The sequence below is a fragment of the Brevundimonas sp. SGAir0440 genome, assembly GCF_005484585.1.
GTDB lineage: Bacteria > Pseudomonadota > Alphaproteobacteria > Caulobacterales > Caulobacteraceae > Brevundimonas.
Map to the genome: position 1 here is coordinate 1,035,370 of NZ_CP039435.1, position 24,071 is coordinate 1,059,440.

General features: G+C 67.6%; 23 protein-coding genes. 12 read left to right on the top strand and 11 right to left on the bottom strand.

What is annotated here, in order from left to right; translation table 11 throughout:
• Position 1 precedes the first annotated feature (1 nt).
• The 11 genes from edd to E7T10_RS05070 are packed head-to-tail and all read right to left on the bottom strand — an operon-like array spanning position 2 to position 10,782.
• Positions 2-1,891, bottom strand: a complete 1,890-nt coding sequence (gene edd, locus E7T10_RS05020) for a phosphogluconate dehydratase (RefSeq protein WP_137720957.1) — start codon at positions 1,889-1,891, stop codon at positions 2-4.
• Between the two features lies 1 nt (position 1,892).
• On the bottom strand, positions 1,893-2,609 hold the full coding sequence (gene pgl / locus E7T10_RS05025) for a 6-phosphogluconolactonase (protein WP_137720958.1): 717 nt from the start codon (positions 2,607-2,609) through the stop codon (positions 1,893-1,895).
• The gene (gene zwf, locus E7T10_RS05030) at positions 2,602-4,062 is read right to left on the bottom strand and encodes a glucose-6-phosphate dehydrogenase (RefSeq protein WP_091748787.1); all 1,461 of its coding nucleotides are present in this window, start codon (positions 4,060-4,062) and stop codon (positions 2,602-2,604) included. Before zwf ends, pgl begins: the two co-directional genes overlap by 8 nt.
• A gap of 48 nt (positions 4,063-4,110) precedes the next feature.
• Positions 4,111-4,734 carry a bifunctional phosphoribosyl-AMP cyclohydrolase/phosphoribosyl-ATP diphosphatase HisIE gene (hisIE, locus tag E7T10_RS05035; protein ID WP_137720959.1) on the bottom strand — a complete coding sequence of 208 codons (624 nt, stop codon included), beginning with the start codon at positions 4,732-4,734 and terminating at the stop codon, positions 4,111-4,113.
• Positions 4,731-5,498 (bottom strand): imidazole glycerol phosphate synthase subunit HisF, encoded by a 768-nt coding sequence (hisF, locus tag E7T10_RS05040; RefSeq protein ID WP_137720960.1) that lies wholly within the window; start codon positions 5,496-5,498, stop codon positions 4,731-4,733. The genes hisIE and hisF overlap by 4 nt, the downstream gene beginning before the upstream one ends.
• Positions 5,499-5,529: 31 nt before the next feature.
• Positions 5,530-6,267, bottom strand: a complete 738-nt coding sequence (gene hisA / locus E7T10_RS05045) for a 1-(5-phosphoribosyl)-5-[(5-phosphoribosylamino)methylideneamino]imidazole-4-carboxamide isomerase (RefSeq protein WP_137720961.1) — start codon at positions 6,265-6,267, stop codon at positions 5,530-5,532.
• A complete protein-coding gene (gene hisH / locus E7T10_RS05050) occupies positions 6,261-6,863 on the bottom strand; it encodes an imidazole glycerol phosphate synthase subunit HisH (RefSeq protein ID WP_137720962.1) in 603 nt (200 codons plus the stop codon). The genes hisA and hisH overlap by 7 nt, the downstream gene beginning before the upstream one ends.
• Positions 6,860-8,296 carry an imidazoleglycerol-phosphate dehydratase HisB gene (gene hisB / locus E7T10_RS05055; protein ID WP_137720963.1) on the bottom strand — a complete coding sequence of 479 codons (1,437 nt, stop codon included), beginning with the start codon at positions 8,294-8,296 and terminating at the stop codon, positions 6,860-6,862. Before hisB ends, hisH begins: the two co-directional genes overlap by 4 nt.
• Positions 8,293-9,600, bottom strand: coding sequence for a histidinol dehydrogenase (gene hisD / locus E7T10_RS05060; protein ID WP_137720964.1), 1,308 nt, complete (start codon positions 9,598-9,600; stop codon positions 8,293-8,295). The genes hisB and hisD overlap by 4 nt, the downstream gene beginning before the upstream one ends.
• A complete protein-coding gene (hisG, locus tag E7T10_RS05065) occupies positions 9,600-10,481 on the bottom strand; it encodes an ATP phosphoribosyltransferase (RefSeq protein WP_039244204.1) in 882 nt (293 codons plus the stop codon). Before hisG ends, hisD begins: the two co-directional genes overlap by 1 nt.
• Before the next feature lie 10 nt (positions 10,482-10,491).
• Positions 10,492-10,782, bottom strand: a complete 291-nt coding sequence (locus tag E7T10_RS05070; RefSeq protein ID WP_039244205.1) for a YerC/YecD family TrpR-related protein — start codon at positions 10,780-10,782, stop codon at positions 10,492-10,494.
• 152 nt (positions 10,783-10,934) lie between these two features.
• On the opposite strand from E7T10_RS05070, the gene E7T10_RS05075 reads away from it, so the two are divergent.
• From E7T10_RS05075 to E7T10_RS05130, 12 genes are all read left to right on the top strand, one after another.
• Positions 10,935-12,143, top strand: coding sequence for an NAD(P)/FAD-dependent oxidoreductase (locus E7T10_RS05075; protein WP_137720965.1), 1,209 nt, complete (start codon positions 10,935-10,937; stop codon positions 12,141-12,143).
• A gap of 80 nt (positions 12,144-12,223) precedes the next feature.
• Positions 12,224-13,645: a circularly permuted type 2 ATP-grasp protein gene (locus tag E7T10_RS05080; RefSeq protein ID WP_137720966.1), complete on the top strand. Its 1,422-nt coding sequence runs from the start codon at positions 12,224-12,226 to the stop codon at positions 13,643-13,645.
• Positions 13,645-14,583, top strand: coding sequence for an alpha-E domain-containing protein (locus tag E7T10_RS05085; protein WP_091748762.1), 939 nt, complete (start codon positions 13,645-13,647; stop codon positions 14,581-14,583). The genes E7T10_RS05080 and E7T10_RS05085 overlap by 1 nt, the downstream gene beginning before the upstream one ends.
• Before the next feature lie 2 nt (positions 14,584-14,585).
• Positions 14,586-15,428, top strand: coding sequence for a transglutaminase family protein (locus E7T10_RS05090; protein WP_137720967.1), 843 nt, complete (start codon positions 14,586-14,588; stop codon positions 15,426-15,428).
• A 61-nt stretch (positions 15,429-15,489) separates the two neighbouring features.
• The gene (locus tag E7T10_RS05095) at positions 15,490-16,275 is read left to right on the top strand and encodes a peptidase (protein ID WP_137720968.1); all 786 of its coding nucleotides are present in this window, start codon (positions 15,490-15,492) and stop codon (positions 16,273-16,275) included.
• Positions 16,276-16,370: 95 nt separating this feature from the next.
• Positions 16,371-18,731 carry a TonB-dependent siderophore receptor gene (locus E7T10_RS05100; RefSeq protein ID WP_137720969.1) on the top strand — a complete coding sequence of 787 codons (2,361 nt, stop codon included), beginning with the start codon at positions 16,371-16,373 and terminating at the stop codon, positions 18,729-18,731.
• A 75-nt stretch (positions 18,732-18,806) separates the two neighbouring features.
• Positions 18,807-19,493, top strand: a complete 687-nt coding sequence (locus tag E7T10_RS05105) for a Fe2+-dependent dioxygenase (protein ID WP_137720970.1) — start codon at positions 18,807-18,809, stop codon at positions 19,491-19,493.
• Positions 19,494-19,560: 67 nt separating this feature from the next.
• On the top strand, positions 19,561-20,238 hold the full coding sequence (locus tag E7T10_RS05110) for a PepSY-associated TM helix domain-containing protein (protein ID WP_137720971.1): 678 nt from the start codon (positions 19,561-19,563) through the stop codon (positions 20,236-20,238).
• An 11-nt stretch (positions 20,239-20,249) separates the two neighbouring features.
• Positions 20,250-20,759, top strand: coding sequence for a DUF2271 domain-containing protein (locus tag E7T10_RS05115; RefSeq protein WP_137720972.1), 510 nt, complete (start codon positions 20,250-20,252; stop codon positions 20,757-20,759).
• Between the two features lie 11 nt (positions 20,760-20,770).
• Entirely contained in the window at positions 20,771-21,571 is an 801-nt protein-coding gene (locus E7T10_RS05120) for a DUF4198 domain-containing protein (RefSeq protein ID WP_210416153.1), read from the top strand.
• Between the two features lie 10 nt (positions 21,572-21,581).
• Positions 21,582-22,688 (top strand): FAD:protein FMN transferase, encoded by a 1,107-nt coding sequence (locus E7T10_RS05125; protein WP_137720974.1) that lies wholly within the window; start codon positions 21,582-21,584, stop codon positions 22,686-22,688.
• Positions 22,685-24,049 (top strand): sulfite reductase subunit alpha, encoded by a 1,365-nt coding sequence (locus E7T10_RS05130; RefSeq protein ID WP_137720975.1) that lies wholly within the window; start codon positions 22,685-22,687, stop codon positions 24,047-24,049. The genes E7T10_RS05125 and E7T10_RS05130 overlap by 4 nt, the downstream gene beginning before the upstream one ends.
• The last annotated feature ends 22 nt before the right edge of the window (positions 24,050-24,071 follow it).

Sequence of the window (24,071 nt, forward strand, 5' to 3'; positions counted from 1 at the left end):
ATCAGGCGTCCACGGTCCGATCGACGAAGTTGGGATTGGGCGGGGTGTCGTCGTTGCCGCGTGAGCCGGTCGGCAGGGCGAAACAGACCGTCGCTCCCTGCTCGGCCGTCGTGACCACATGGCGGAAGGCGCCGAACAGCTCACGGCCATAGCCCCAGGACGAACCTTCGGCGTTGACGGCGGACCGGGCGGCCAGCGGACGGGCGGTCAGGTCGGGAACCCCGACGGTGGTCAGAACCCCGGCTTCTGCGTCCAGGCGGATGATGTCGCCGTCCTGAACATGGGCCAGCGGGCCGCCGGCCAGGGCCTCGGGCGAGACGTGGATGGCGGCGGGCGTCTTGCCGCTGGCGCCCGACATGCGGCCGTCGGTGACGAAGGCGACCTTGAACCCCTTGTCCTGGATGACCGACAGGGCCGGCGACAGGCTGTGCAGTTCGGGCATGCCGTTCGCCTTGGGCCCCTGGAAGCGCAGGACCACGACCACGTCGCGGAACAGCTTGCCGTCCCGGAAGGCTTGCAGTGCGTCTTCCTGGGTCTCGAACACGGCGGCGGGCGCCTCGACGATGCGGTTCTCGGGTTTGACGGCGGAGATCTTGATGACCGCGCGACCCAGGTCGCCCTGAACCAGACGCAAGCCCCCCTCCTTGTCGAAGGGATTGGAGGCCGGGCGCAGGATGTCGAGATCGAGGCTTTCCTGAACCCCGTCGCGCCACACCAGTTCGCCGTCCACCATCGACGGTTCCTGGAAATAGGCCTCAATTCCGCGACCCATGATGGTCGTCACGTCGGTGTGGATATTGCCCGCCATCGCCAGCTCGCGCGCGATGAAGGCGACGCCGCCGGCGGCCTGGAAGGCGTTCACGTCGGCCGAGCCGTTCGGATAGACCCGCGCCAGCAGCGGCGTGACCGACGACAGCTCGTCCATGTCGGTCCAGTCGATCAGCACCCCCGCCGCCCGCGCCATGGCGACCAGGTGGATGGCGTGATTGGTCGAGCCGCCGGTTGCCAGCAGGGCGACGATCATGTTGACGATGGACTTCTCGTCGATGACGTCGGCCATGCGGCACTCGCCGCTGCGCGCCAGTTCGACCGCCCGTTTCGCGGCCGCGGCGGTCAGGGCGTCGCGCAGGCCGGTGTCGGGGTGGACGAAGGCGGTGGAGGGCATGTGCAGTCCGCCCAGCTCCATCATCATCTGGTTGGAGTTGGCCGTGCCGTAGAAGGTGCAGGTGCCGGGCGAGTGATAGCTGCCGATCTCGCTTTCCAGCAGGGTCTGACGATCGACCTTGTTCTGCGCATATTCGGCCCGGACGCGGGCCTTTTCCGCGTTCGGAATGCCCGACGGCATCGGGCCTGCGGGTGCGAAGACGACGGGCAGATGGCCGAAGGCCAGGGCGCCCATGAACAGGCCCGGTACGATCTTGTCGCACACGCCCAGCATCAGGCCGGCGTCGAAGGCGTCGTGCGTCAGGGCGATGCCCGCCGACATGGCGATCAGGTCGCGGCTGAACAGCGACAGCTCCATGCCCGGACGACCCTGGGTGACGCCATCGCACATGGCGGGGGTGCCGCCGGCGACCTGGGCCGTGGCGCCGACCTCGCGCACGGCCTTGCGCACCACGTCGGGGAAGCGCTCGAACGGCTGGTGGGCCGACAGCATGTCGTTATAGGCGGTGACAATGCCCAGGTTGGGCTTGGATCCGTCCATCGCGGTCAGCTTGTCGGCGATCGTCTGGCCCGCGAAGGCGTGGGCCCAGTTGGCGCAGCTCAGCTTGGCGCGTCCGGCGCCGCTGTCGCGCGCGGCGTCCATGCGACGGATGTAGTCGGCGCGGGTCTCGCGGCTTCTTTCGACGATGCGGGCGGTGACGGCCGCCACGGTGGGATGAAGCGCCATTTCAGCCTTCCTCCGTCCACAGAACTTCAAGGGGAACGCCGGCGGCGATCAGGGCGGCGATGGGCTGAATCTTGGGATCGCCCTGGGCCTGTTCTTCGAAGACACGACGCTTGGCGGCGCCCTTCAGGCCCAGGATCACCCGGCCCGCAGACATCAGATAGGGCAGGTTGATCGACAGCCGTTCGAGCGTCGGCGCCATGCCGTCGCGCCCATGCGGCACGCCCAGCACCGTGGGCTTCAGCGTCGGCGTCAGCAGGGTCTTCAGCGTCGGGCTCTCGGGGAACATGGAGCAGATATGGCCGTCCTCGCCCATGCCCAGCAGCACCGCATCAAACCGCCCGCCCGCATTGCCCAGGGCCTTGGCCGCCACGATGGCTGCGCGGTCCACGGTGACCTCGGGCGTATAGAGCGGGATGAAGCGGGCCGTCGCCGCCTTGTCCTGAAGCAGCACGTCGCGGATCAGACGGGCGTTCGAGTCCGGCGATGTCTCGGGCACATACCGCTCGTCCACCAGGGTCACGGCGATTTTGGACCAGTCCAGATCGGTCGCCGCCAAGCGGCGGTAAACGGGCGCAGGCGTCGAACCGCCGGGACCGGCGAACAGGGCCTGGCCATGGTCGCGCACGGCCGCGCCAAGCGTTTCGGCCAGACGCGCGGCGATGGCTTCGGCCCAGGTCTCGACGGAGGCGAAGGTTTCGATGGCGGGGGTCTCAGACATCGGTCGTATTCCAGTCGCGGCCGGTCCGCATCATCAGCATGTCGGCGCTGTCGGGGCCCCAGGTTCCGGCGACGTAGTCGTCGGGCTTCAAGCCGGATTCGGCCCAGGCCTCGGACACCTCGTCCACCCATTTCCAGGCCTGCTCGGCCTCGTCGCGGCGCACGAACAGGGTTGAATCGCCGGCCATCGCGTCCAGCAGCAGCCGCTCATAGGCGATGCGGCGGCGTGGCGGGGCGGCGGACTTGCCGTCCACACCCCACGACAGGCTCATCTTGATCGGCTGCAACTGCATGCGCTGATCCAGGCCCGGACGCTTGTTCATCACCGTCAGAGAGATGTCTTCCTCGGGCTGCAGCTCGATGATCATCCGGTTGGCCTGAACCTCGCCCCGGTCGTCGCGGTCGAAGATCGAGTGGGGCACCGGCTTGAACTGGATGACGATCTCGGTGCGCTTCTCAGGCAGGCGCTTGCCGGTCCGCATGAAGAAGGGCACGCCCGCCCAGCGCCAGTTGTCGATGTCGGCGCGAACGGCGACGAAGGTTTCGGTGTCGGACGGCTGGCCGCGCTCCTCGTCATAGCCCTTGGCCGGCTTGCCCTCCGAGACGCCCGCCACATACTGCCCCCGCACGGTCACGCGCTCGGCTTCGTCAGGCGTGATAGGGCGCAGGGAGCGCAGCACCTTGACCTTCTCGTTGCGCACCGAGTCCGGGTCCAGGTCGCTGGGCGGCTCCATCGCCACCAGGCACAGCAGCTGCAGCATGTGGTTCTGCAGCATGTCGCGAAGGGCGCCGTATTCGTCATAGTAGGGCCAGCGGTCGCCGACCCCCACCGTCTCGCCGATCGTGATCTGCACGTGGTCGATGGACAGGTTGTTCCACAGCGGTTCGAAGATCGTGTTGCCGAACCGCAGGGCGATCAGGTTCTGGACGGTCTCCTTGCCCAGATAGTGGTCGATGCGGAAGACCTGGTTCTCGCTGAAGGCGTGGGCCACGGCGTCGTCGATTTCGAGGAAGGACTTCAGGTCGCGCCCAACCGGCTTTTCCAGCACGATACGACAGTTCTTTTCGGCAAGGCCCGCCGCCTTCATCGCCGTGACGATGCGGGCATAGAGCGAGGGGGACACGGCCAGGAAAGAGGTGACCTCCCCGTCGCCGACCTTGTCCTTCAGCGGCTTCAGGCTTTCGGGCGAGGTGGCGTCGACCGCCAGATAGTCCAGGCGGGCCTTCATCCGCGACCAGCTGGCTTCGTCCCAAACCTTGTCCGCCTCGGCGCGCGCCTTCACCGCCTCGTGCACCTTGGCAATATAGTCGTCGGCGCTCTCTTCTGAACGCGCGGCGCCGATGATCTTCAGTCCTTCAGGCAGAAGGCCGTCGTGTTCGAGGAAGTAGAGCGACGGCAGGAGCATGCGCATCGCCAGATCGCCGCCGCCGCCAAACAGAATGAGAGCCGCCATGTCTTGTCCCTCGATGATCCCATTTGTCGGGACGCACGCCTTTACGGTCTAGCCGCTGTCTTTGGCCGCTTCCGCTCGCGAGGCCAACACGTCCAGCACGTCCTGAAACACCATGTTACGGGCATGGAGAAGAACGAGCAGGTGATAGATCAAATCCGCAGCCTCGCTGGCGAGTTCCTCGTCCGGGCCGGCGACGCCGGCCAGAGCGGTCTCCACGCCCTCCTCGCCGACCTTCTGGGCGATGCGTTTGGGCCCCTGTGCGATCAGTCGGGCGGTCCAGCTTTCGGACGGATCGGCAGCGGCCCGTTCGGCGATGGTGCGCTCCAGCCGGGCGATCCGACCCAGGCCCGGCGCGTCGGCCTTTCCGAAACAGCTCGTTCGGTTCAGGTGGCAGGCGTTTCCGACCGGCCTGACGCCCAGCACGATGGCGTCGGCGTCGCAGTCGGCCGTGATGGAGACGACGTGAAGCCGGTCGCCCGAGGTCTCGCCCTTCCTCCACCGCCCTCCGCGCGAGCGCGAGAAGAAGGTGGCCTCGCCGGAGGCGATCGTCTCGTCCAGCGCCGCGCGATCCATATAGGCCAGGGTCAGGACCTGCAGCGTGGCGGCGTCCTGCACCACGACGGGGACCAGGCCGGCGCCCTTGGCGAAGTCGATGGTGTTCGGGTCGATCACAGTCTCATCTCCAGGCCTTGGTCGGCCAGGTATTGTTTCAGGTCCGGAATGGCGATGGCGCCGGTGTGGAAGACACTGGCGGCCAGGGCCCCGGAGACGTCGGCCTGCTCGAACACAGCCTTGAAATGCTCGGGCGCGCCGGCCCCGCCCGAGGCGATCAGGGGAATGGTCAGACGTGCCCGTGCGGCGGACAGCTGCTCGATATCATAGCCGCGCCGAACCCCGTCCTGATCGATGCAGTTCAGCACGATCTCGCCGGCACCCAGGCCCTGCGCCTCGTCCAGCCAGTCCAGGGTCCGCTTGCCGGCATGACGGCGTGCATCGGGGTCGCCGGTATATTTGTGCACCACCCAGTCTCCGTGCTCGAACCGGCTGTCGACGCCGACGACGACGCATTGGCTGCCCAGCCGCGCCGCCATCTCGGCAATCAGTTCGGGCCGTTCCAAGGCGGGAGAGTTGATCGAGACCTTGTCCGCCCCGTGGTCCAGGCAGCGCGCCGCCTGCTCCACGGTGCGAATGCCGCCGGCGACGCAGAAAGGAATGTCCAGCAGTCGGGCGATGTCCTTGATCCAGCCGTAGTCCAGCGTCCGCCCTTCGGGACTGGCGGTGATGTCGTAGAAGACCAGTTCGTCGGCGCCCGCATCGCGATAGCGGGCGGCCAGCTCGGCCGCGTCGCCCATGTCGGTGTGACCGACGAACTTCACGCCCTTGACCACCCGGCCGTCCTTCACGTCCAGGCAGGGGATGATCCGCCGGGCGGTCATTTGACCGCCCGGCTTGATGCAGGATGGACGGTCATAAGCGTTTGGCCGCCGCGATCGCCTCGGGCAGGGTGAAGCAGTTCTCGTAGAGCGCGCGTCCGACGATGGAGCCGTGACAGCCCAGCGCCTTCACTGCAGCGATGTCGTTCAGCGAGGAAACGCCGCCAGAGGCCTGCAACACCAGATCCGGCCGACGGCTGCGGATTTCGGCCAGCAGATCCAGGTTCGGCCCGGTCAGGGCGCCGTCGCGACCGACATCGGTCACCAGCAGGTGTTTGGCCGTGCCCTTGGGATACCGATCCAGCGCCTCCCAAAGCGTCATGCCCGAGGACTGGGTCCAGCCCTTCAGCGCGGGGACCGGCACGCCGTCCTCGATCTTGACGTCCAGGGCCAGGGTGATGCGCTCGACGCCGAAGGTCTCCAACCAGGTCGCCACCGCCTCGGGCTGGGTCACCGCCAGCGATCCGACCACGACGCGCGACACGCCGGCGTCCAGCAGCTTTTTCACATCGTCGGCGCTGCGCACGCCGCCGCCCGACTGAACCTTGACGTCGATGGCCTGGGTCAGTTCGCCGATCAGGGCGTGCTGACGCGCCTCGCCCGCCTCGGCTCCGTCCAGATCGACGATGTGAATCCACTCCGCGCCCTCGGCCGCAAAAGTCGTCAGGCGGGCGGCCGGCTGCTGGTCGTAATGCGTCACCTGGGCGAAGTCGCCATGCATCAGGCGCACGCAGACGCCGTCCTTCAGGTCGATGGCGGGGTAGATCAGCATGGCAGGCCCAGGAAGTTCTTGATGATGGTCGCCCCGGCCTCGGCCGAGCGTTCGGGGTGGAACTGGCAGCCCCAGCGGTTGGCGGATCGAACCACAGCCGGAACGACGCCGCCATAGTCGGCGCGCGCCAGGGTCGCCGGTCCGTCGGGACAGACGAAGCCGTGGACGAAATAGGCATAGGCACCGTCGGCGACGCCCTCCAGCAAGGGGTCGTCGCGGTCGCGCGTCAACCGGCTCCAGCCCATGTGCGGCACCGGCAGATCGCCCGCAGGCTTCAGCCGGGTCACCGCGCCGGGAATGAGACCCAGCAGATCGACGCCGTCGCCCTCGTCGCTCGATCCGAACAGCAGTTGCTGACCCAGGCAGACACCTAGCAGGGGCCGCGGGAAGGCGCGGATCGGCGCGATCAGACCCAGGTCCGACAGGCGCTTCATGGCGTATCCGGCCGCGCCTACGCCAGGCAGGATGACCCGTTCAGCCTCGGCGATCACGGTCGGATCGTCGGTCAGGCGCACGGTCGCGCCCAGCCGCTCCAGTGCGAACTGGACCGAGGCGACATTGCCGGCGCCGTAGGCGATGATGGCGACCTCGGTCACAGCACACCTTTGGTCGACGGCACGGCGTCGCCTTCGACGCGGATGGCCTGGCGCAGGGCGCGGCCGAAGGCCTTGTAGACGGCTTCGGTCTTGTGGTGGTCGTCCTGGCCCGTGACCTTGATGTGCACGGCCGCGCCCATGGCCTCGGCCAGCGACCGGAACACGTGAGCGGTCAGGTCGGTGCGGTAGTCGCCGATGAAGGGCGTCTCGAACGCACCCTCGAACAGCGGATAGGGACGGCCGGACAAGTCGATCGAGACGGTCGCATTCGCCTCGTCCATCGGCAGGACGAAGCCATAGCGGGCGATGCCCTTGCGCTCGCCCAGCGCCTGTTTCAACGCCTGGCCCAGGGCGATGGCGCTGTCCTCGATCGTGTGGTGCGGATCGGTGTGCAGGTCGCCTTCGCATTGCAGACGCAGCGAGAAGCCGCCGTGGGCCGCGATCTGCTCCAGCATGTGATCGAAGAAGCCGACGCCGGTCTCAATCTTCACCGGACCGGGCGAATCCAGATCGACGGCGCAGACGATGCGCGTTTCCTTGGTGTCGCGCACGGCCTGACCGACGCGGACGGGGCGGCGCTTGGCGGGCGTCAGGCCGAAGGCGGCGAGCAGCCGGTCGTTGACCTCGGACTTGATCGAGATCGGCAGACGCAGACGCTCGCCGGACAAATCGGCCTCAACGCCGTAGGCCTTCAGACCGGCCAGGGCGGCGGCGGGCGCTTCGGGGCGGGCCATGATGATGGGACCGACGCCCGGTTCGACCGGCATCTGGCGGCCCAGTTCGCGCACGACCCGTTCGCGCTCGCGCCGGACCGAGGCGATCCGCTCGGCGGTCTCGATCATCCGAGACGGATCGAGCGCCTGCATCGCCAGCCGCACCAGCGGTTCGGGCAGGGCATAGGGTTCCAGCACCGACGCCAGACGCGCCAGGGTCTCGGCTTGGGCGATCGCCGCGCCGACGCGGGCGCCGGCGAGACCATAGGCCAGAGACAGACTGCGCAGCACGACCAGGTTCGGTTGATCGGCGACGACGGTCACGGCCGAGACGCTGTCGGAGAACTCGATCAGTCCTTCGTCCACCACCAGCAGGGTAGGCGCGACGCGGGCGGCCATTTCGGCGACGGCCTCAGGCGAGCCCAGGGCGCGGATGACGACGATACTTGCTTCTGGGGCGGGTTCGCCCTTGGCCGGATAGATGGCGGCCAGGCTGTCATAGGGCTCGGCGTTGGGGGCCTCGACCGAGCCGCCGTCGCGCGCGGCGAGGCGATAGGCCAGTTCCAGCCCGTGGGTCAGGCCACGCACCGGCAGCACCCGTTCGGCAGGCGCGCCATAGACGGCGGCCATGCGAGCGGCGAGGGCGGAGGCGTCGCCGGGATAGCGATCCAACCCCTCGCCGCCGGAAACCAGCGGCGGATAGGGAGCGGGCAGGGTCATCCTTCGGCCCTCAAGTCGGCGGCGCGGGCGTGGGCTTCCAGGCCCTCCATCCGCGCCAGGCGGGCGGCGATGGGGGCCAGCTGACGGGCGCCGGCCTCGGATACCAGCTGGACCGACATAGTGGTCATGAAGCTGGCGGTGGTGACCCCGCCCAGGGTGCGGGCGCCCCCGTCGGTCGGCAGGACGTGGCTGGGACCGGCGGCATAATCCCCCAGCGTCTCGGCGGCGAACCGGCCGACGAAGACGGCCCCGGCGGCCTTGATCGAATCGACCAGCGGCTCGGGATCGTCGATCTGGATCGCCAGGTGTTCGGGGCCATAGAGGTTGGCGACTTCTGCGGCGGCGTCGAGGTCGCGGACCAGGATGGCGCGGGCCTCGTTCAGAGAAGCGCGGGCGATGGCTTCGCGGGGCAGGGTTGCGACCTGAACCTCGACCTCGCTCAGGATGTAGTCGATGGTGGCGCGGCTGGTGGAGACCAGCAGAACCTGTGCATCCGCATCGTGCTCGGCCTGGCTGAGCAGGTCGGCGGCGGCGATCTCGGGCGCGGCGTCGCGATCAACGATGACCATCAACTCCGACGGGCCGGCCGGCATGTCGACGGCGGGACCGCCGGGCAGGGCCGAGGCCTGCTTCTTGGCCTCGGCCACATAGGCGTTGCCGGGTCCGAACAGCTTGTCGCAGGCCGGGATGATCCCGTCCTCCAGTTCGACGCCGAAGGTCAGGGCGGCGATGGCCTGGGCCCCGCCCATCAACCAGATGGCGTCCAGCTCCGCCTCAGCGGCGGCCAGGATCATGGCGGGGTGGATGCCGCCGTCCTTGTTCGGCGGCGTCACGGCGATGCGCTGCCCTACGCCCGCGACGCCGGCCGGAATGGCCAGCATCAGCAGCGACGAAAACAGCGGCGCCGTGCCGCCCGGAATATAGAGGCCGGCCGAGGCGATGGGACGCCAGGCCAGTTTCGAGCGCACGCCCGGCGTCGTCTCGACGAAGGGGGTGTCCTCGGGCCGGGTCGCCTGGTGGAAGACGCGCACATTGTCGGCCGCCATGCGCAGGGCGCGCACATCGCCGGGCGGCAGGGCGTTGCGCGCCTCGGCGACGGCCTCGGGCGTGATGGCGATGCGACGGGGCGGCGCCTTGTCCAGCTTCAGGCACCAGTCGGTTACGGCCGCGCCGCCGCGCTGGCGCACGTCGTCCAGGATGGTGCGCACGACCTCGGTCACGTCGCCGGCGGTGCGTTGGGCCGGGCGGGCCAGGGCGGCCGTCTTGCCGGCCGCGTCGAGGGAAGACCAATCGATGCGCTTCATCACATCATCTTCTCGATCGGCAGGACCAGAATGGCCGAGGCGCCGGCGGCCTTCAGCTTCTCAAGCGTCTCCCAGAAGACGGCCTCCTGGCAGACGGCGTGGACGGCGACCGCGTCGTCGCGACCCATCAGGGGCATGACGGTGGGCGAGCCTGCGCCGGGCAGGATGGCGGTGATCTCGTCCAGCGCCGAGCGCGGGGCGTTCAGCATGACGTATTTGGCGCCTTGAGAGGACACCACGCCCGCCATCCGTTCGATGACGCTGTCCAACAGCTGCTGCAGCGCGGGCTCGGGCGCCACGGGCGACTGGATCAGCACGGCCTGACTTTCCAGAACCGTATCCTTGGCCCCCAGGCCGTTGGCCTCCAGCGTCGCGCCGGTCGAGACCAGGTCGCAGATGGCGGCGGCCAGTTTCAGCCGGGGCGCGACCTCGACGGCCCCGCGCATGACCACGATGTCGGCCTTGACCCCGCGTTCGTCGAGGAAGCGGCGCAGGATCTTAGGGTAGGAGGTGGCGATGCGCAGACCGTCCAGCGAGGCCGGACCGTCATAGGTCAGCGTCGGAGGCGTGGCGATCTTCAGCGTGCATCGACCGAAGCCCAGCGGCATGACGATCGAGGCGTTGGGCCCGCCGTTGCGGCCTTCCTCCAGCACGTTCTCGCCGACGATACCCAGGTCGCAGACGCCGTCCGCCACGAAGGTGGGGATGTCGTCGTCGCGGACGCGCAGCAGGTCGATCGGATAGTTCTCGACCCGGTACAGCAGGTCGTTGTGACCCTTGACCCATTTCAGGCCCGCGTCGCGGATCAGGTCGAGGCTGCGGTCGGCCAGACGGCCGGATTTCTGGACGGCGATGCGAAGCCGGCCCTGCACGGTGCTCATGTTCGGATACTCAGTTCTTGTTCTTCAGGCGGTCCAGGGCGAGGCGATAGCCCTGATGCGGCATGTCTTTCAGATAGCGGGCGACACGGACGACGGTGGTGGGGCTGGCATGGGCCTCTGCGGCGATCTCGCGATAGGATTTGCCGCCGGCGTCAAGCAGGCGCGCCACCTGCCAGCGCTCGGAGAAGGCGCGCAGTTCCGCAGGCGTGCAAAGATCGGCCAGAAAGGCGTCGATCTCGGCGCGCGTCTGCATCGACAGCAGGGCGTCATGCAGGTCGTCACGGGCAGGAGAAGTCGTCATGCGCGTTCCACTATGCTGTAACGGTGGAACGGTCAAGAGGTGCGGCGTGAGTCGTGACTGGTGACTCGTGATTGGGTCGAGGGTTCAGTCACGGCTCACGATTCACCAATCACGACTTACCTCAGCCCGCGCACCGCTCTATCTGTCCGCCCATGACCAAGGTTCTCATCATCGGCGCCGGACACGCGGGCGGCTCCGTCGCGGCCTTTTTGCGGCAGTATGGGCATGAAGGCTCCATCGTGCTGGCGGGCGAGGAGGATGCGCCGCCGTATCAGCGGCCGCCCTTGTCTAAGGCCTGGCTGAAAGGAGAGGCGGATCTGGAGGCGCTGCTGCTGCGGCCTCTGAGTTTCTACGCCGAGCAGGGGATCGACTTCCGACCCGCGACGGTCGCCGTGGCGGTGGAGCCTGCCGCGAAGACGGTCGTCTTTGAGGACGGGTCGTCGGAGACCTACGACATCCTCGTGCTGGCGACCGGATCGACGGCACGGAAGCTGCCGGTTCCGGGCGGGGACCACCCCGATCTGCTGGAACTGCGCACGATTAAGGACGCCGAGCGACTGAAGGCGGTCCTCGGGCCCGGCAAGCGTCTGGCGGTCGTCGGCGGCGGCTATGTGGGGCTGGAAGCAGCGGCGTCGGCGCGGGCCCTGGGCGCTGAGGCTGTGGTGATCGAGCGCGCGCCGCGCGTGCTGGCGCGGGTGGCGTCCGAGACCCTGTCGGCCTTCTTCACGGCGCAGCACCGGGCGCACGGCGTCGAAATTCTGACCCACGCTGAGGTGGTCGCCGTGGCCCGCGACGGCGTGACCCTGGCCGACGGATCGGTGGTGTCGGCGGATGCGGTGCTGGTGGGTGTCGGCGCCCTGGCGTGCGACGCCCTGGCGCGGTCGGCCGGCCTGACCTGCGACGACGGCGTGGTGGTGGATGACGAGGCGCGCACCAGCGACCCGGCGATCTTCGCCATCGGCGATATGACGCGACGCCCCATTCCGGTCCACGGCGGCGTGCATCACCGGCTGGAAAGCGTTCCCAATGCCCTGGAGCAGGCCAAACAGGCGGCCGCCGCCATCGTCGGGCGGGCCGGACCCACGCCCGAAGTGCCGTGGTTCTGGTCGGACCAGTATGACGTCAAGCTTCAGATCGCCGGCCTGCCGTTTGACGCCGACCGACAGGTGGTGCGCGGCGATCCGACGGCGTCGGGCTTTGCAGTCTTCCATCTGAACGGCGACCGCATCGTCTGCGTCGAGGCCGTCAACGCTCCGCCCGAGTTCATGGCCGGTAAACAGTTGATCGCCAAGGCGACGCCCGTGGACGTGGACAAGCTGGCCGATCCGGCGGCGTCGATGAAGGCGGTGGCCGTCGGATAAGGCGTCGCCGCAGTGCAACAAAACTGTTGCGCTTTACGTTCGTGACCGTTCAAGCTGCGACTTCAACGCGGCGGGGGCGGATGACGAGAGCTTTCGACGAAATGAATGGCGGCGGATCGGGTGCGATCCGCGACAGCTACAAGACGCTGGCGGCCTGGCTGGAAAACGCGCCGGCCGATCTGCTGCAAGCGCGTTCGCGCCAGGCGGAGCTGTTCTTCCGCCGCATGGGCGTAACCTTCGCCGTCTATGGCGACGAGGAATCCAACGAGCGGCTGATCCCCTTCGATGTCGTGCCGCGCATCATCGGCGCGGACGAGTGGGGTGGTCTGGAAAAGGGGCTGAAGCAGCGGGTCACCGCCATCAACGCCTTTCTGAGAGACATCTATGGCCCGCAGGACTGCATCAAGGCGGGCATCGTCCCGGCCGATCTGATCCTGACCAATCCACATTATCGGCCAGAAATGCAGGGCCGTCGTCCACCAGGCGACGTCTGGTGCCATATCTCGGGCGTCGATCTGGTGCGCACGGGCGAGGACGGCTTCTACGTTCTCGAAGACAACTGCCGCACGCCGTCGGGCGTCTCCTATATGCTGGAGAACCGCGAGATGATGATGCGGCTGTTCCCCGATCTGTTCGCGGAACATGCGGTGCGGCCGGTCGAAATCTACACCGACATGCTGCTGCGCTCGTTGCAGGCCTCCGCGCCGGCCGGGGCGGGGGCAGACCCGACGATCGTCGTGCTGACGCCCGGCCCCTTCAACTCGGCCTACTATGAGCACAGCTTCCTGGCCGACAAGCTGGGCGTCGAGCTGGTTCAGGGCACGGACCTGTTCGTCAATGACGACACGGTCTTCATGCGCACGACCGAGGGGCCCAAGCGCGTCGATGTCATCTATCGCCGCATCGATGACGACTTCCTCGATCCCCTGACGTTCATGCCGAACTCCACCATCGGGGTGCCGGGGCTGATGTCGGCCTATTTCGCCGGGCGGGTGACGCTGGCCAATGCGGTCGGGACGGGCGTAGCCGACGACAAGGCCGTCTATACCTACATGCCCGAGATCATCCGCTTCTTCACGGGTGAGGATGCAATCCTGCAGAACGTGCCGACCTGGCGCTGTCGCGAGCCGGACGCCCTGAAGGAAGTGCTGGATAAGCTGCCGGAACTGGTGGTCAAGGAAGTCGGCGGATCGGGTGGCTACGGCATGCTGGTCGGGCCGACCTCGACCAAGGCCGAGATCGAGGATTTCCGCGCCAAGCTGATCGCCGATCCCGACGACTTCATCGCCCAGCCGACGCTGAGCCTGTCGACGGCTCCGACGCTGAACGGCGGCGCCCTGTCGCCCCGCCACGTCGATCTCAGGCCGTTCGTCCTGTCCAGTCAGGCCGGCGTGCGCGTCGCGCCCGGCGGCCTGACGCGAGTGGCGTTGAAGGAGGGGTCGCTGGTGGTGAATTCCAGCCAGGGCGGCGGAACCAAGGACACCTGGGTGCTGGACAACTGATGCTTTCACGCACTGCAGACAGCCTCTACTGGACCGGCCGCTACATGGAGCGGGCGGACTTTCTCGCCCGCATTCTGGAGGCGGCGATCCGTCTGGCCGCCCTGCCGGCGAAAGATCAGGCCGCCGTCACCGCCTGGGCCGGGGCCATCGCCTCGTCGGGGGTCAAGGCCGGCTTCGACGCGACCGGCCGGACCGTGTCGGAAAAGTCCGTGCGGGAATATCTGGCCTTCGGCTTCGACAATCCGACCTCGATCAAGGCCTGCATCACCAAGGCGCGGACCAATGCGCGCTCGGTGCGCACCGCCCTGACCATCGAACTGTGGGAGGCGATCAACGGCGCCTGGAACGGTCTGAACGAGCTGGGCGAACCGACCAAGCGCGACGACTTCACCAACTTCCTCGACTTCGTGAAATCGACATCGCTGGCGGTGGAGGGCGCCTCGTCGCGGACCATGTTGCGCAATGACGCCTACTGGTTCCTGCGGCTGGGCATGGCGATCGAGCGCGCCGACAACACCGCGCGTCTGCTCGACGTGAAATATCACCTGCTTCTGCCGCCCGGCGAACGGGTCGGGGGGCAGCTGGACTATTTCCAGTGGACGACCCTGCTGCGCGAGGTTTCGGCCCTGACCGCCTATCGCTGGGTTTACCGCGAAAGCGTGCGGCCCTGGCTGGTGGCGGATCTGCTGGTGCTGAACCGCCAGATGCCGCGTTCGCTGGCCTCGTGCCAAGGCATGATCGTCAGCTATCTGGAGAAGCTGGCCACCGATTACGGCCGGCGCGGCCCCGCGCAACGGCTGGCCTCCAATCGCCTCAGCCAGTTCAACGAGGCCAAGATCGAAGACATCTTCCAGTCCGGCCTGCACGAATACATCCAGAGCTTCCTGAACGAGAACAACGCCCTGGCTGCGGCCGTTCACGAACAGTATCTGGTCTGACCATGCGGATCCGGATCGATCACTCCACCCGCTACGCCTACGCCCGGCCCGCGCGGTTCATCGTCCAGATGCTGCGCCTGACGCCCAAGTCGTGCGAAAGCCAGCAGGTCCGCGACTGGCGCATCGAGACCGACGTGGACGCCCGGCTGCGGCGCAGCGAGGACGCCTTCGGCAACATCGTTCACAGCCTCTACACCGAGCGGCCGACCGACGCCCTGACCATCCGCGTCACCGGCGAGGTCTCGACCGTCGAGACGGGCGGCGTCGTGAAGGGCCAGGCCGAGCGGTTGTCCCCCCTGGTCTATCTGCGCGAGACCCCGATGACGAAGGCCGACGCCAGCATCGTCGATTTCGCCCGCTCCATCCCCGAGGGCCCGACGCTCAATCGGATGCATCGGTTGATGAGCGCGCTGAAGGATACGGTGGCGTTCGAGGTCGGCTCGACCTCCGCCTCCCACACCGCCGCCGACGCCTTCGCCCAGAAGCGCGGCGTCTGTCAGGACCATTCGCAGATCTTCATCTCGGCCGCGCGCCTGCTGGGCGTGCCTGCCCGCTATGTCTCGGGCCATCTCAGCCGTCAGGATGGACGCCACGATCAGGACGCCGCACACGCCTGGGCCGAGGCCTGGGTCGAGGATCTGGGCTGGGTCGGGTTCGATCCGGCCAACGGCATCTGTCCCACCGAACACTATGTCCGGGTCGCGGTCGGCCTGGACGCGCGCGGGGCCACCCCGATCCGAGGCACGAGCTATGGCGGCGGCCAGGAGCAACTGACCGTCGCCCTGAATGTGCGGCCGGTGCAACAGAGCCAGCAACAACTGCAATCCAGTGGATGGCTCCGATAGGCATGACGCGCGAATCTGTTAGCGTCTGGGGATTCGCAACGCGGGGAGCGAATAGAGCGAAGTGACCTATTGCGTAGGCATGCTGGTGGACGACGGGTTGGCGATGATCGCCGACACGCGCACCAATGCGGGCGTGGACAACATCTCGTCCTATCGCAAACTGCACATCTACAAGTCGCCGGGCGAGCGGATCCTGGCGGTCGCGACGGCCGGCAATCTGTCGGTCACCCAGACGGCGCTGGCCATGGTCGCGGCCGGGGTCAAACTGCCGGACTCCACCGAGCTGGAAACGCTCCAGACCGCCCCGACCCTGTTCCGCGCCGCCCAGCTTCTGGGTCATGCGATGGCCAGCGTGCGCGCCAGCATCAATACGCCGCCGACGCCGACCGCCGACGGGCTGAACGTCACCGCCTCGATGCTGCTGGGCGGTCAGATCGCCGGCGGCAAGATGGGGCTGTATCTGATCTACGGCCAGGGCAACTTCATCGAGTGTGGGCCCGATACGCCCTATCTGCAGATCGGCGAGCTGAAATACGGCAAGCCCATTCTGGATCGCGCCCTGCACAGCTCCACCTCCCTGTCCGAGGCGGTGAAGCTTGGGCTGATCTCGTTCGATTCGACCATCCGCTCGAACATCGCCGTCGGCCCGCCGCTGGACCTGATCGTCATGCCGCGCGACCAGCTGACGGGCACGGCGCGGCGCATCGAGGCGGACGATCCCTATTTCCGCGATCTGGGTCGGCGCTGGTCCGAAGCCTTGGCCGCCGCCCACCGCGCCATGCCCGATCCGACCTGGTTGCATATCGACACGTCGGCGCCTCAGAGGAGCATCAGCGCCGTCGGCTAATTAAGATTGCGATTTGTTCGCAATTGTCTTGTGCCTTCCTGTGGAGCTGGTTATTGCGAGCGCATCGCAAAATCAGACCAAAAGGTCGCAAGAGTATGTCCGAATCCCGCGCCGCCGCGCTCCGCTCGCTTCTGTTCGCCTCCAGCGCCGCCGGCATGCTGGTCGCCGCCCCCGCCATAGCCGCTGATGTGATCGCCGAGGACGGCGTGGTCGTCACGGCCGACCAGTCCCAGCCCGCCAATCTGGGCACGATCGACGTCAACGGTCAGTTCAAGAAGCCGGCGCCCGTCAGTCCCGAGTTCGTCGCGCCCCTGGTGGATATCCCGCGCGCCGTGACGGTCATCCCCCAGGCCATCATCGAACAGACCTCGGCCTCGTCCTTGCAGGACCTGCTGTCCAACTCCCCCGGCATCACCTTCGGAGCAGGCGAGGGCGGTCAGCCCCTGGCCGATCGTCCCTTCATCCGGGGCCAGTCGTCGGGCAACAACATCTTCGTGGACGGCATTCGCGACACGGGCGGCCAGCAGCGCGAGGTCTTCAACCTGGAACAGGTCGAGGTCATCAAGGGGCCGGACGCCGTTTATTCGGGACGCGGTTCGGGCGGCGGCAGCATCAACCTGGCCTCCAAATCGCCCAAGCTGAACGCCTTCACCAATGTCAGCGCGGGCGCGGGCACCGACGGCTATTTGCGCGGCACGGTCGATGCGAACCTGCCGCTGGGCGAGACCGCCGCCCTGCGCATCAATCTGATGGGCGCCCAGGGCGACGTGCCGGGCCGCGACGCCGTCGACTACGACAAATGGGGTGCAGCCATCAGCCTGGGCGCCGGCCTGGGCACGCCGTCGTCGATGGTCTTCAGCTACTACCACCTGACCAGCGACCAGATGCCGGATTACGGCATTCCGCTATTCACCAAGATCCAGTCGCGCACCACCGACAGCGGCGTTCTGGATGTGCCCTATGACAGCTTCTATGGGCTGAAGGCGCGCGATTACCTGACCAATGAGGTGGATGCGTTCACCTTCAAGGCCGAGCATCGCCTCAACGATTTCGCCACGATCCGCAACGTCAGCCGCTACTCGCAGACGCTGAACGACTACATCGTCACCAACCCCGGCGACGGCGGCTATGTCGGACGCGCGGCGGACGGGACCTACTGGATGAAGCGGGGCACCAAGACCCGCTGGAACCCGGTCGCCACCCTAGCCAATGTGACCGATGTCTTCGGCCATTTCGCCACCGGTTCGATCAAGCACAGCTATGACGTCGGCGTGGAGTTGTCGCGCGAGCACAACAGGAACGCCTCCTATTCGACCTACACCACCTCGGGCTCGGCCTGTCCGACCGGTCTGACGACAATCAGCGGGTCCTATCCGACCGCTGCTGGGGCGCTTGGCGCGGGAGACTGCACCCCGGTCTACAACCCCAACCCCGACGACGCCTGGACCGGTCTCATCAATCGCGGCCCGACCAGCTCGAACACGACCGAGGCCATCGGCGTCTATGCGAACGACAGCATCACCCTGAACGAGCGACTGATCCTGAACCTGGGCGTTCGCTGGGACCAGTATTTGGTCAAGGGCGTCAATGCGACCGCGACCCAGTCGGCCGGCGTCTGGACGACGACGGGCTATACGGCCGTTCCGAAACAGACCTGGGAGTTCACCAACTATCAGGTCGGTCTGGTGTTCAAGCCGACGCAGAACAGCAGCGTCTATGCGTCCTGGTCCACCTCTTCGACGCCGCCGACCATTTCGGCGGGCGACCAGAACGCCTCGGGCGGTACAGGCACGGTCGATGGCGTCGCCAACACGGTTCTGGATCCGGAAGACACCGAAAGCTACGAGATCGGCGCCAAGGCCAATGTCTTGAACGACCGTCTCGCCCTGTCGGCGGCCGCCTTCCATCTCACACGCAAGAACGCCCTGATCCTGGTTCAGCCCAACATCTTCCGTCAGGAGGGCGAGGTCGAGGTCAACGGCTTCGAGCTAGGCGTGTCAGGTAGCATCACGCCGAAGTGGACCGTGTTCGGCGGCTATACCTACATGGACTCCGAACTGACCAAGGCGGCCGTGGTCGTGTCGGGCACGCCGCCGGTCGCAACCGTCAATCCGCTGCAAGGCCTGCCCCTGGCCAATACGCCCAAGCACAGCGCCAGCCTGTTCACCACCTATCGCGTCCTGCCCCGGCTGACGGTCGGCGGCGGCGTCTACTACACGTCCAAATCTCTGGGCGGGAACCAGGGCGGCGCGGGCGGCGGGAATAACCGCATCTATGCGCCCGAATGGACCCGCGTGGACGCTTTCGCCGCCTATGATCTGACGGATCGCGCGACGCTTCAGCTGAACGTCAAGAATGCGACGGACGAGGACTACATCATGCGCACCAATGGTGTTCACCACGCCGACGTGGCCGCAGGTCGCCAGGCCATCCTGGCCCTGAACCTGCGCTTCTAAAGGCCGTTTCCCCGGCCTAGTCTGACGGCCCCGCGATCCCCCGCGGGGCCGTTTCGTCTTTCAGCGAGAACGCCCGTGCTGCTACAGATTCCGGAAGTCTTCTCCAAGGCCGAGGTCGCGGCTCTGCGGGCGCGGCTGGACGCCGGGCCGTGGGCGGACGGCAACGCCACCTCGGGCCATCAATCGGCGACGGCGAAAAAGAACCTGCAACTGCCCGAAGAGTCGGATGTGGCGAAGGAGGTCTCGGCTCTGGTCGTCCAGGCGCTGAACGCCAATCCGATGTTTGTGGCCGCGGCCCTGCCGCACACGATCTTTCCGCCCCTGTTCAACCGCTACGAAGGCGGGGACCAGTTCGGCCTGCACGTCGACAACGCCATCCGCCAGTCCCGCAACGGCGGGGCGATCCGCATTCGCAGCGACCTCTCGGCGACCCTGTTCCTGTCCGAGCCTGAGGACTACGACGGCGGCGAACTGATCATCGAGGAGATGTACGGGTCGCAGGCGATCAAGCTGCCGGCCGGCGATCTGGTCCTGTATCCGTCCAAGAGCCTGCACCGGGTCACGCCGGTGACGCGCGGGGCGCGGGTGTCGTCCTTCATGTGGATGCAGAGCCTCGTGCGCGACGACGCCGATCGCGAGACCCTGTTCCGTCTGGACATCGCCACCCAGCGCGTGGCGTCCGAGAAGGGGCCGAAGGATCAGGCGGTGATCGAACTGACAGGCGTCTATCACAATCTGCTGCGGCGCTGGACCGAGCTCTGACACCAGAGGCGTCGCAACGTCGCTAAATGCTATTGCAACCCGTTCGCAACAATGGCACAGCGACCCCGTGACCGAACTCGCCACACAGCGTCAGGCCGAAACCGCAGCCAAGGGCCCCAAACCCAAGGCGGCGCTGAACGGCGCACGGTCGTTCTGGCTGAAGCAGCTGCATAGCTGGCACTGGATTTCCGCGGCGGTCAGCCTGGTCGGCATGATCCTGTTCGCGGTCACCGGCATCACCCTGAACCATGCGGCCTCGATCCCCGGCGATCCGGTGACGGTCGAACAGACCGCGACCTTGCCGGCGCCCCTGGTGCAGCGGCTGGCGGCCTTCCCCGAAGAGACCACCGATCCCGTCCCCGACGCCGTCGCGCGCTGGGCGTCCGAGACGCTGAAGGTCGAGATCGCCGACAAGCCGACCGAGACGACGGCGGAAGAGGTCTATGTCGCCCTGGCCCTGCCCGGCGGCGACGGCTGGGTCACCATCGACCGTTCGACCGGCGAGACCCTGCACGAGAAGACGACGCGCGGCTGGATCGCCTACCTCAACGACCTGCACAAGGGCCGCAACGCCGGCGTGGTCTGGTTCTGGTTTATCGACGTCTTCGCGGCGGCCTGCGTCATCTTCGCCGTCACGGGGCTGGGTTTGATGTTCCTGCACGCCAAGGGTCGGTCCTCAACCTGGCCGCTGGCGGCGCTGGGTCTGCTGATCCCCGTCGTTATCGCCCTGATCTTCATTCACTGACGAGTTTTCCGATGCGCCTGCTTCCCGTCGTCATCACCACCGCCGGCCTCGCCGCCGCTGCGCCCGCCATGGCCGCCGACCTGACGGTGTCGGTCGAGATTCCGCGTCTGAACACCGCCTCCTATCATCGCCCCTATGTCGCGGTGTGGATCGAAAAGCCGGACCAGTCGGCCGAACGCACCCTGGCCGTCTGGTATCAGCAGACTCGCAATAACGAGGGCGACGGCAAGGATTGGCTGAAGGATCTGCGCACCTGGTGGCGCAAGGGCGGTCGGGCCATGAGCCTGCCGGCCGACGGCGTATCCGGCGCCACGCGCGCGCCGGGCCGCCAGACCGTCACCGTACCCGCCGCCCGCCTGCGCAACCTTCAGCCCGGCCAGTACAACATTGTCGTCGAGGCGGCCCGCGAACTGGGCGGGCGCGAGGTCGTTCGCGTGCCCTTCCGCTGGGGCGCGGCCAACACCGGCGCCGGAACCGGCTCCACCGAACTGGGCGCCGTGCGCGTCGCCGTCTCTCGCTGAGGATCATGACCATGAAGAAGACGATCGCCCTGCTCACGCTGGCTGCAGCACTGGCCGCCCCCATGGCCGCCCAGGCCCACCGCGCCTGGCTGGCGCCCACGGCCACGACCCTGTCGGGCACGGACGCCTGGGTCGGATTCGACGCCGGCATGTCGAACCAGGTGTTCAACCCCGACCACGCCGCCATGCGCCTGACCGGCCTGACCATCACCGCGCCGGACGGCTCGGCGGTCCAGCCCGAGAACGCCATGCAGGGCCGCTATCGCTCGACCTTCGACGCCCATCTGACCCAGAACGGCACCTACAAGATCGCCAACGTCATGAACGGCGTGATGGCAAGCTATACCCTGAATGGCGAGCAGAAGCGCTGGCGCGGTGTGGCCTCGGAATACCCGGCGGGCCTGCCCGAGGGCGCGACCAATGTTCAGGCGACCCGCACTGCCAGCCGTATCGAGACCTTCGTCACCCTGAACAACCCCACCGACACCGTCTTCAAGACGACCGGCGAGGGGCTTGAGCTGGTTCCCGTCACCCACCCGAACGATCTGGTGGTCGGCGAACCCGCCACCTTCAAACTGCTGAACAACGGCCAGCCGGCGGCGGACATCGACGTCACCGTGGCGCGCGGTGGTCTGCGGTACCGCGACAACCCCGAAGAATCGACGCTCAAGACCAACGCCGAGGGCGCCTTCACCATCACCTGGCCGGAAGCGGGCATGTACTGGCTGAACGCCTCGGTCCGCACCGAAGGCCAAGGCGAAACGCTGGGTTCCAACGCCAGCTATGTGGCGGCGATGGAAGTCCTGCCCTAAGCGAAGGGCCATGTCCGACATTCCCCCCTCGCGCGGCTCGCGCGCCGCTCCGCCCACGGTCAATATCGGCGACGCCGCCCCTCTGGGCGACCGCGCCGACAACCGTGTCCTCGTGCCCGCGATAGAAGGCGCGCCGCCCCGTCCGCCCAGCGATCTGATCCGTTCGCTGGGCGGCCAGACCATGGGCACGACCTGGAACGCGCGCGTCATCGCCCCGCCAGGCGTGGGCGAGGCCGAGATCCGGTCTGCGATCGAGGAGGAACTGGCCACCGTCGTCGGTCTTTTCAGCCCGTGGGAGCCGTCCAGCGAAATCAGCCGCTTCAACACCGCGCCGGCCGGCGTCTGGGCGGTGTCCCAGCCGTTCTGGGATCTGCTGGATGCGGCGATGACCCTGGGCGACGAGACCAACGGCGCGGTCGATCCGACCCTTGGCGCCTTGGTCGATCTGTGGGGGTTCGGCCCGCCCGGACCGCGTTCGGCCTTGTTGCCGGTCCCGTCCGAGGACGAGATCGCGGCGGCTGCGGCCATTTCGGGCTGGCAGAAGCTGCGGCTGAACGGCGATGCGCGGGCTGTGATGCAGATGGGCGGGATGAGGCTGGACTTCTCCGGCATCGCCAAGGGTCATGCGGTGGATCGCGTGTCCGACCGGCTGATGGCCATGGGCGCCACCTCGCACCTGATCGAGATCGGCGGCGAGTTAAAAGGGCGCGGCGTCAAGCCGGACGCCCAGCCGTGGTGGGTCGAGATCGAGCGGGTCGAGGGTTCGCCTGCGCCCCACACCGTGGCGGCCCTGTTCGATCTGGCCGTGGCGACCAGCGGCGACTATCGCCGCGCATTCCGCCATGACGGGCGCCTTTATCCCCACACCATCGACGGATCGACCGGCCGGCCGGTCAGCAACAATCTGAGTTCGGTCACCGTTCTGCACCGCTCGGCCATGATGGCCGACGCCTACGCCACGGCCCTGACCGTCATGGGACCGTTCGACGGACCGGACTACGCCGAGGCCGTGGGTCTGATGGCCCATTTCGTCGAACGCACCGAGCGCGGACCCGTCGAGCGGATGTCGCCGGCCTTCGCCTCCCTGATGGACGACGACGGAGATCGTCCGGGGTGACAGCCGATCCGCAGCGCTGGCTGTGGGCGGTCGGGGCCTTGGCGCTTTGGCTGACCCTGATCGTCGTCATCGTCTGGCGCGAGCGCAGGGCGAGGGCGGCGGCCCGTGCGCGGTCTGATGCTCTGGCGGGCGCAGGCGAGGGACGGCCGCTGCTGATCGCCTTCGCCAGCCAGACGGGCTTCGCCGAGGAACTGGCGTGGATGACGGCGCGGTCTCTGGGCGATGGCGGCGTGGGTGCGCGTGTGCTGTCTTTCGCCGATCTGGATGTGCAGACGCTGAAATCGACAGACCGGGCGCTGCTGATCGTCTCGACGACCGGCGAGGGCGATCCGCCCGACAGCGCGGCCCGGTTTGTGCGCAAGGTCATGGGCGAGGCGACGAATCTGTCGGAACTGCGTTTCGGTCTGCTGGCGCTGGGCGACCGCAACTACGATCATTTCTGCGGCTTCGGCCATGCGGTGGACGGGTGGCTGCGACGCGCGGGCGCCGAACCCCTCTTCGACATGGTCGAGGTCGACAACGGCGAGGCCGGCGCCCTCCGCCATTGGCAGCACCTACTGAACCAGATCACCGGCAGCGTGACGGCCCCCGACTGGACCCCGCCCGCCTACGAACCCTGGCGGCTGGTCGAACGGACCCTGGTCAATCCGGGCAGTCCCGGCGGCGAGGCCTGGCATCTGGCGTTCGAGGCCGTGGGCGCGTCGCCCGATTGGTCGGCGGGCGACATCGCCGAGGTCGGCCTGCCGGAACGCGACGGCGTCACGCCCGGCTCGCGCGAATATTCCATCGCCTCTCTGCCGTCGGACGGCCGGGTCGAGTTCCTGATCCGCCTGATGCGCCACCCCGACGGCGCGCCGGGTCTGGCCTCGGGCTGGCTGACGCAGGATCTGGCGCTGGGCGATCAGATCGGAATGCGCCTGCGCACCAACCGCAGCTTCCACGGCCCGTCGGACGAGACGCCGATGATCCTGATCGGCAACGGCACGGGCATCGCCGGCCTGCGCGCGCATTTGAAGGCGCGCACCGACGCGGGCGGGGCCTGGCTTCTGTTCGGAGAACGCACCCAGGCGCAAGACGCCTTCTTCGACGCGGAGTTGCAGGCCTGGCTGGCGTCGGGCGTGCTGCGGCGGCTGGATCGGAGCTTCTCGCGCGACGAAGGCGACGGCCGATATGTGCAGGCCCTGGTCGCGGCGGCGGCGGATGATGTGCGCGACTGGGTCGCGCGCGGCGCGGCGGTCTATGTCTGCGGCAGTCTGGAAGGCATGTCGCAAGGCGTGCATGCGGCGCTGGAAAGCGCTCTGGGCGCGGACGTGGTGCTGACCCTGCTGGAAGACGGGCGCTATCGCCGCGACGTGTACTGAACCCCGTCCTTGCTGATGGCGG

Excerpts from the sequence above, each read along its gene's own strand:
- E7T10_RS05075 (WP_137720965.1), top strand. The coding sequence starts at position 10,935 with ATGACCAAGGTTCTCATCATCGGCGCCGGACACGCGGGCGGCTCCGTC.
- E7T10_RS05070 (WP_039244205.1), bottom strand. The coding sequence starts at position 10,782 with ATGACGACTTCTCCTGCCCGTGACGACCTGCATGACGCCCTGCTGTCG.
- E7T10_RS05125 (WP_137720974.1), top strand. The coding sequence starts at position 21,582 with ATGTCCGACATTCCCCCCTCGCGCGGCTCGCGCGCCGCTCCGCCCACG.
- E7T10_RS05115 (WP_137720972.1), top strand. The coding sequence starts at position 20,250 with ATGCGCCTGCTTCCCGTCGTCATCACCACCGCCGGCCTCGCCGCCGCT.
- zwf (WP_091748787.1), bottom strand. The coding sequence starts at position 4,062 with ATGGCGGCTCTCATTCTGTTTGGCGGCGGCGGCGATCTGGCGATGCGC.
- E7T10_RS05085 (WP_091748762.1), top strand. The coding sequence starts at position 13,645 with ATGCTTTCACGCACTGCAGACAGCCTCTACTGGACCGGCCGCTACATG.
- E7T10_RS05100 (WP_137720969.1), top strand. The coding sequence starts at position 16,371 with ATGTCCGAATCCCGCGCCGCCGCGCTCCGCTCGCTTCTGTTCGCCTCC.
- hisF (WP_137720960.1), bottom strand. The coding sequence starts at position 5,498 with ATGACCGCCCGGCGGATCATCCCCTGCCTGGACGTGAAGGACGGCCGG.
- E7T10_RS05120 (WP_210416153.1), top strand. The coding sequence starts at position 20,771 with ATGAAGAAGACGATCGCCCTGCTCACGCTGGCTGCAGCACTGGCCGCC.
- hisB (WP_137720963.1), bottom strand. The coding sequence starts at position 8,296 with ATGACCCTGCCCGCTCCCTATCCGCCGCTGGTTTCCGGCGGCGAGGGG.
- E7T10_RS05090 (WP_137720967.1), top strand. The coding sequence starts at position 14,586 with ATGCGGATCCGGATCGATCACTCCACCCGCTACGCCTACGCCCGGCCC.
- hisD (WP_137720964.1), bottom strand. The coding sequence starts at position 9,600 with ATGAAGCGCATCGATTGGTCTTCCCTCGACGCGGCCGGCAAGACGGCC.
- hisG (WP_039244204.1), bottom strand. The coding sequence starts at position 10,481 with ATGAGCACCGTGCAGGGCCGGCTTCGCATCGCCGTCCAGAAATCCGGC.
- E7T10_RS05080 (WP_137720966.1), top strand. The coding sequence starts at position 12,224 with ATGACGAGAGCTTTCGACGAAATGAATGGCGGCGGATCGGGTGCGATC.
- pgl (WP_137720958.1), bottom strand. The coding sequence starts at position 2,609 with ATGTCTGAGACCCCCGCCATCGAAACCTTCGCCTCCGTCGAGACCTGG.
- hisA (WP_137720961.1), bottom strand. The coding sequence starts at position 6,267 with ATGCTGATCTACCCCGCCATCGACCTGAAGGACGGCGTCTGCGTGCGC.
- edd (WP_137720957.1), bottom strand. The coding sequence starts at position 1,891 with ATGGCGCTTCATCCCACCGTGGCGGCCGTCACCGCCCGCATCGTCGAA.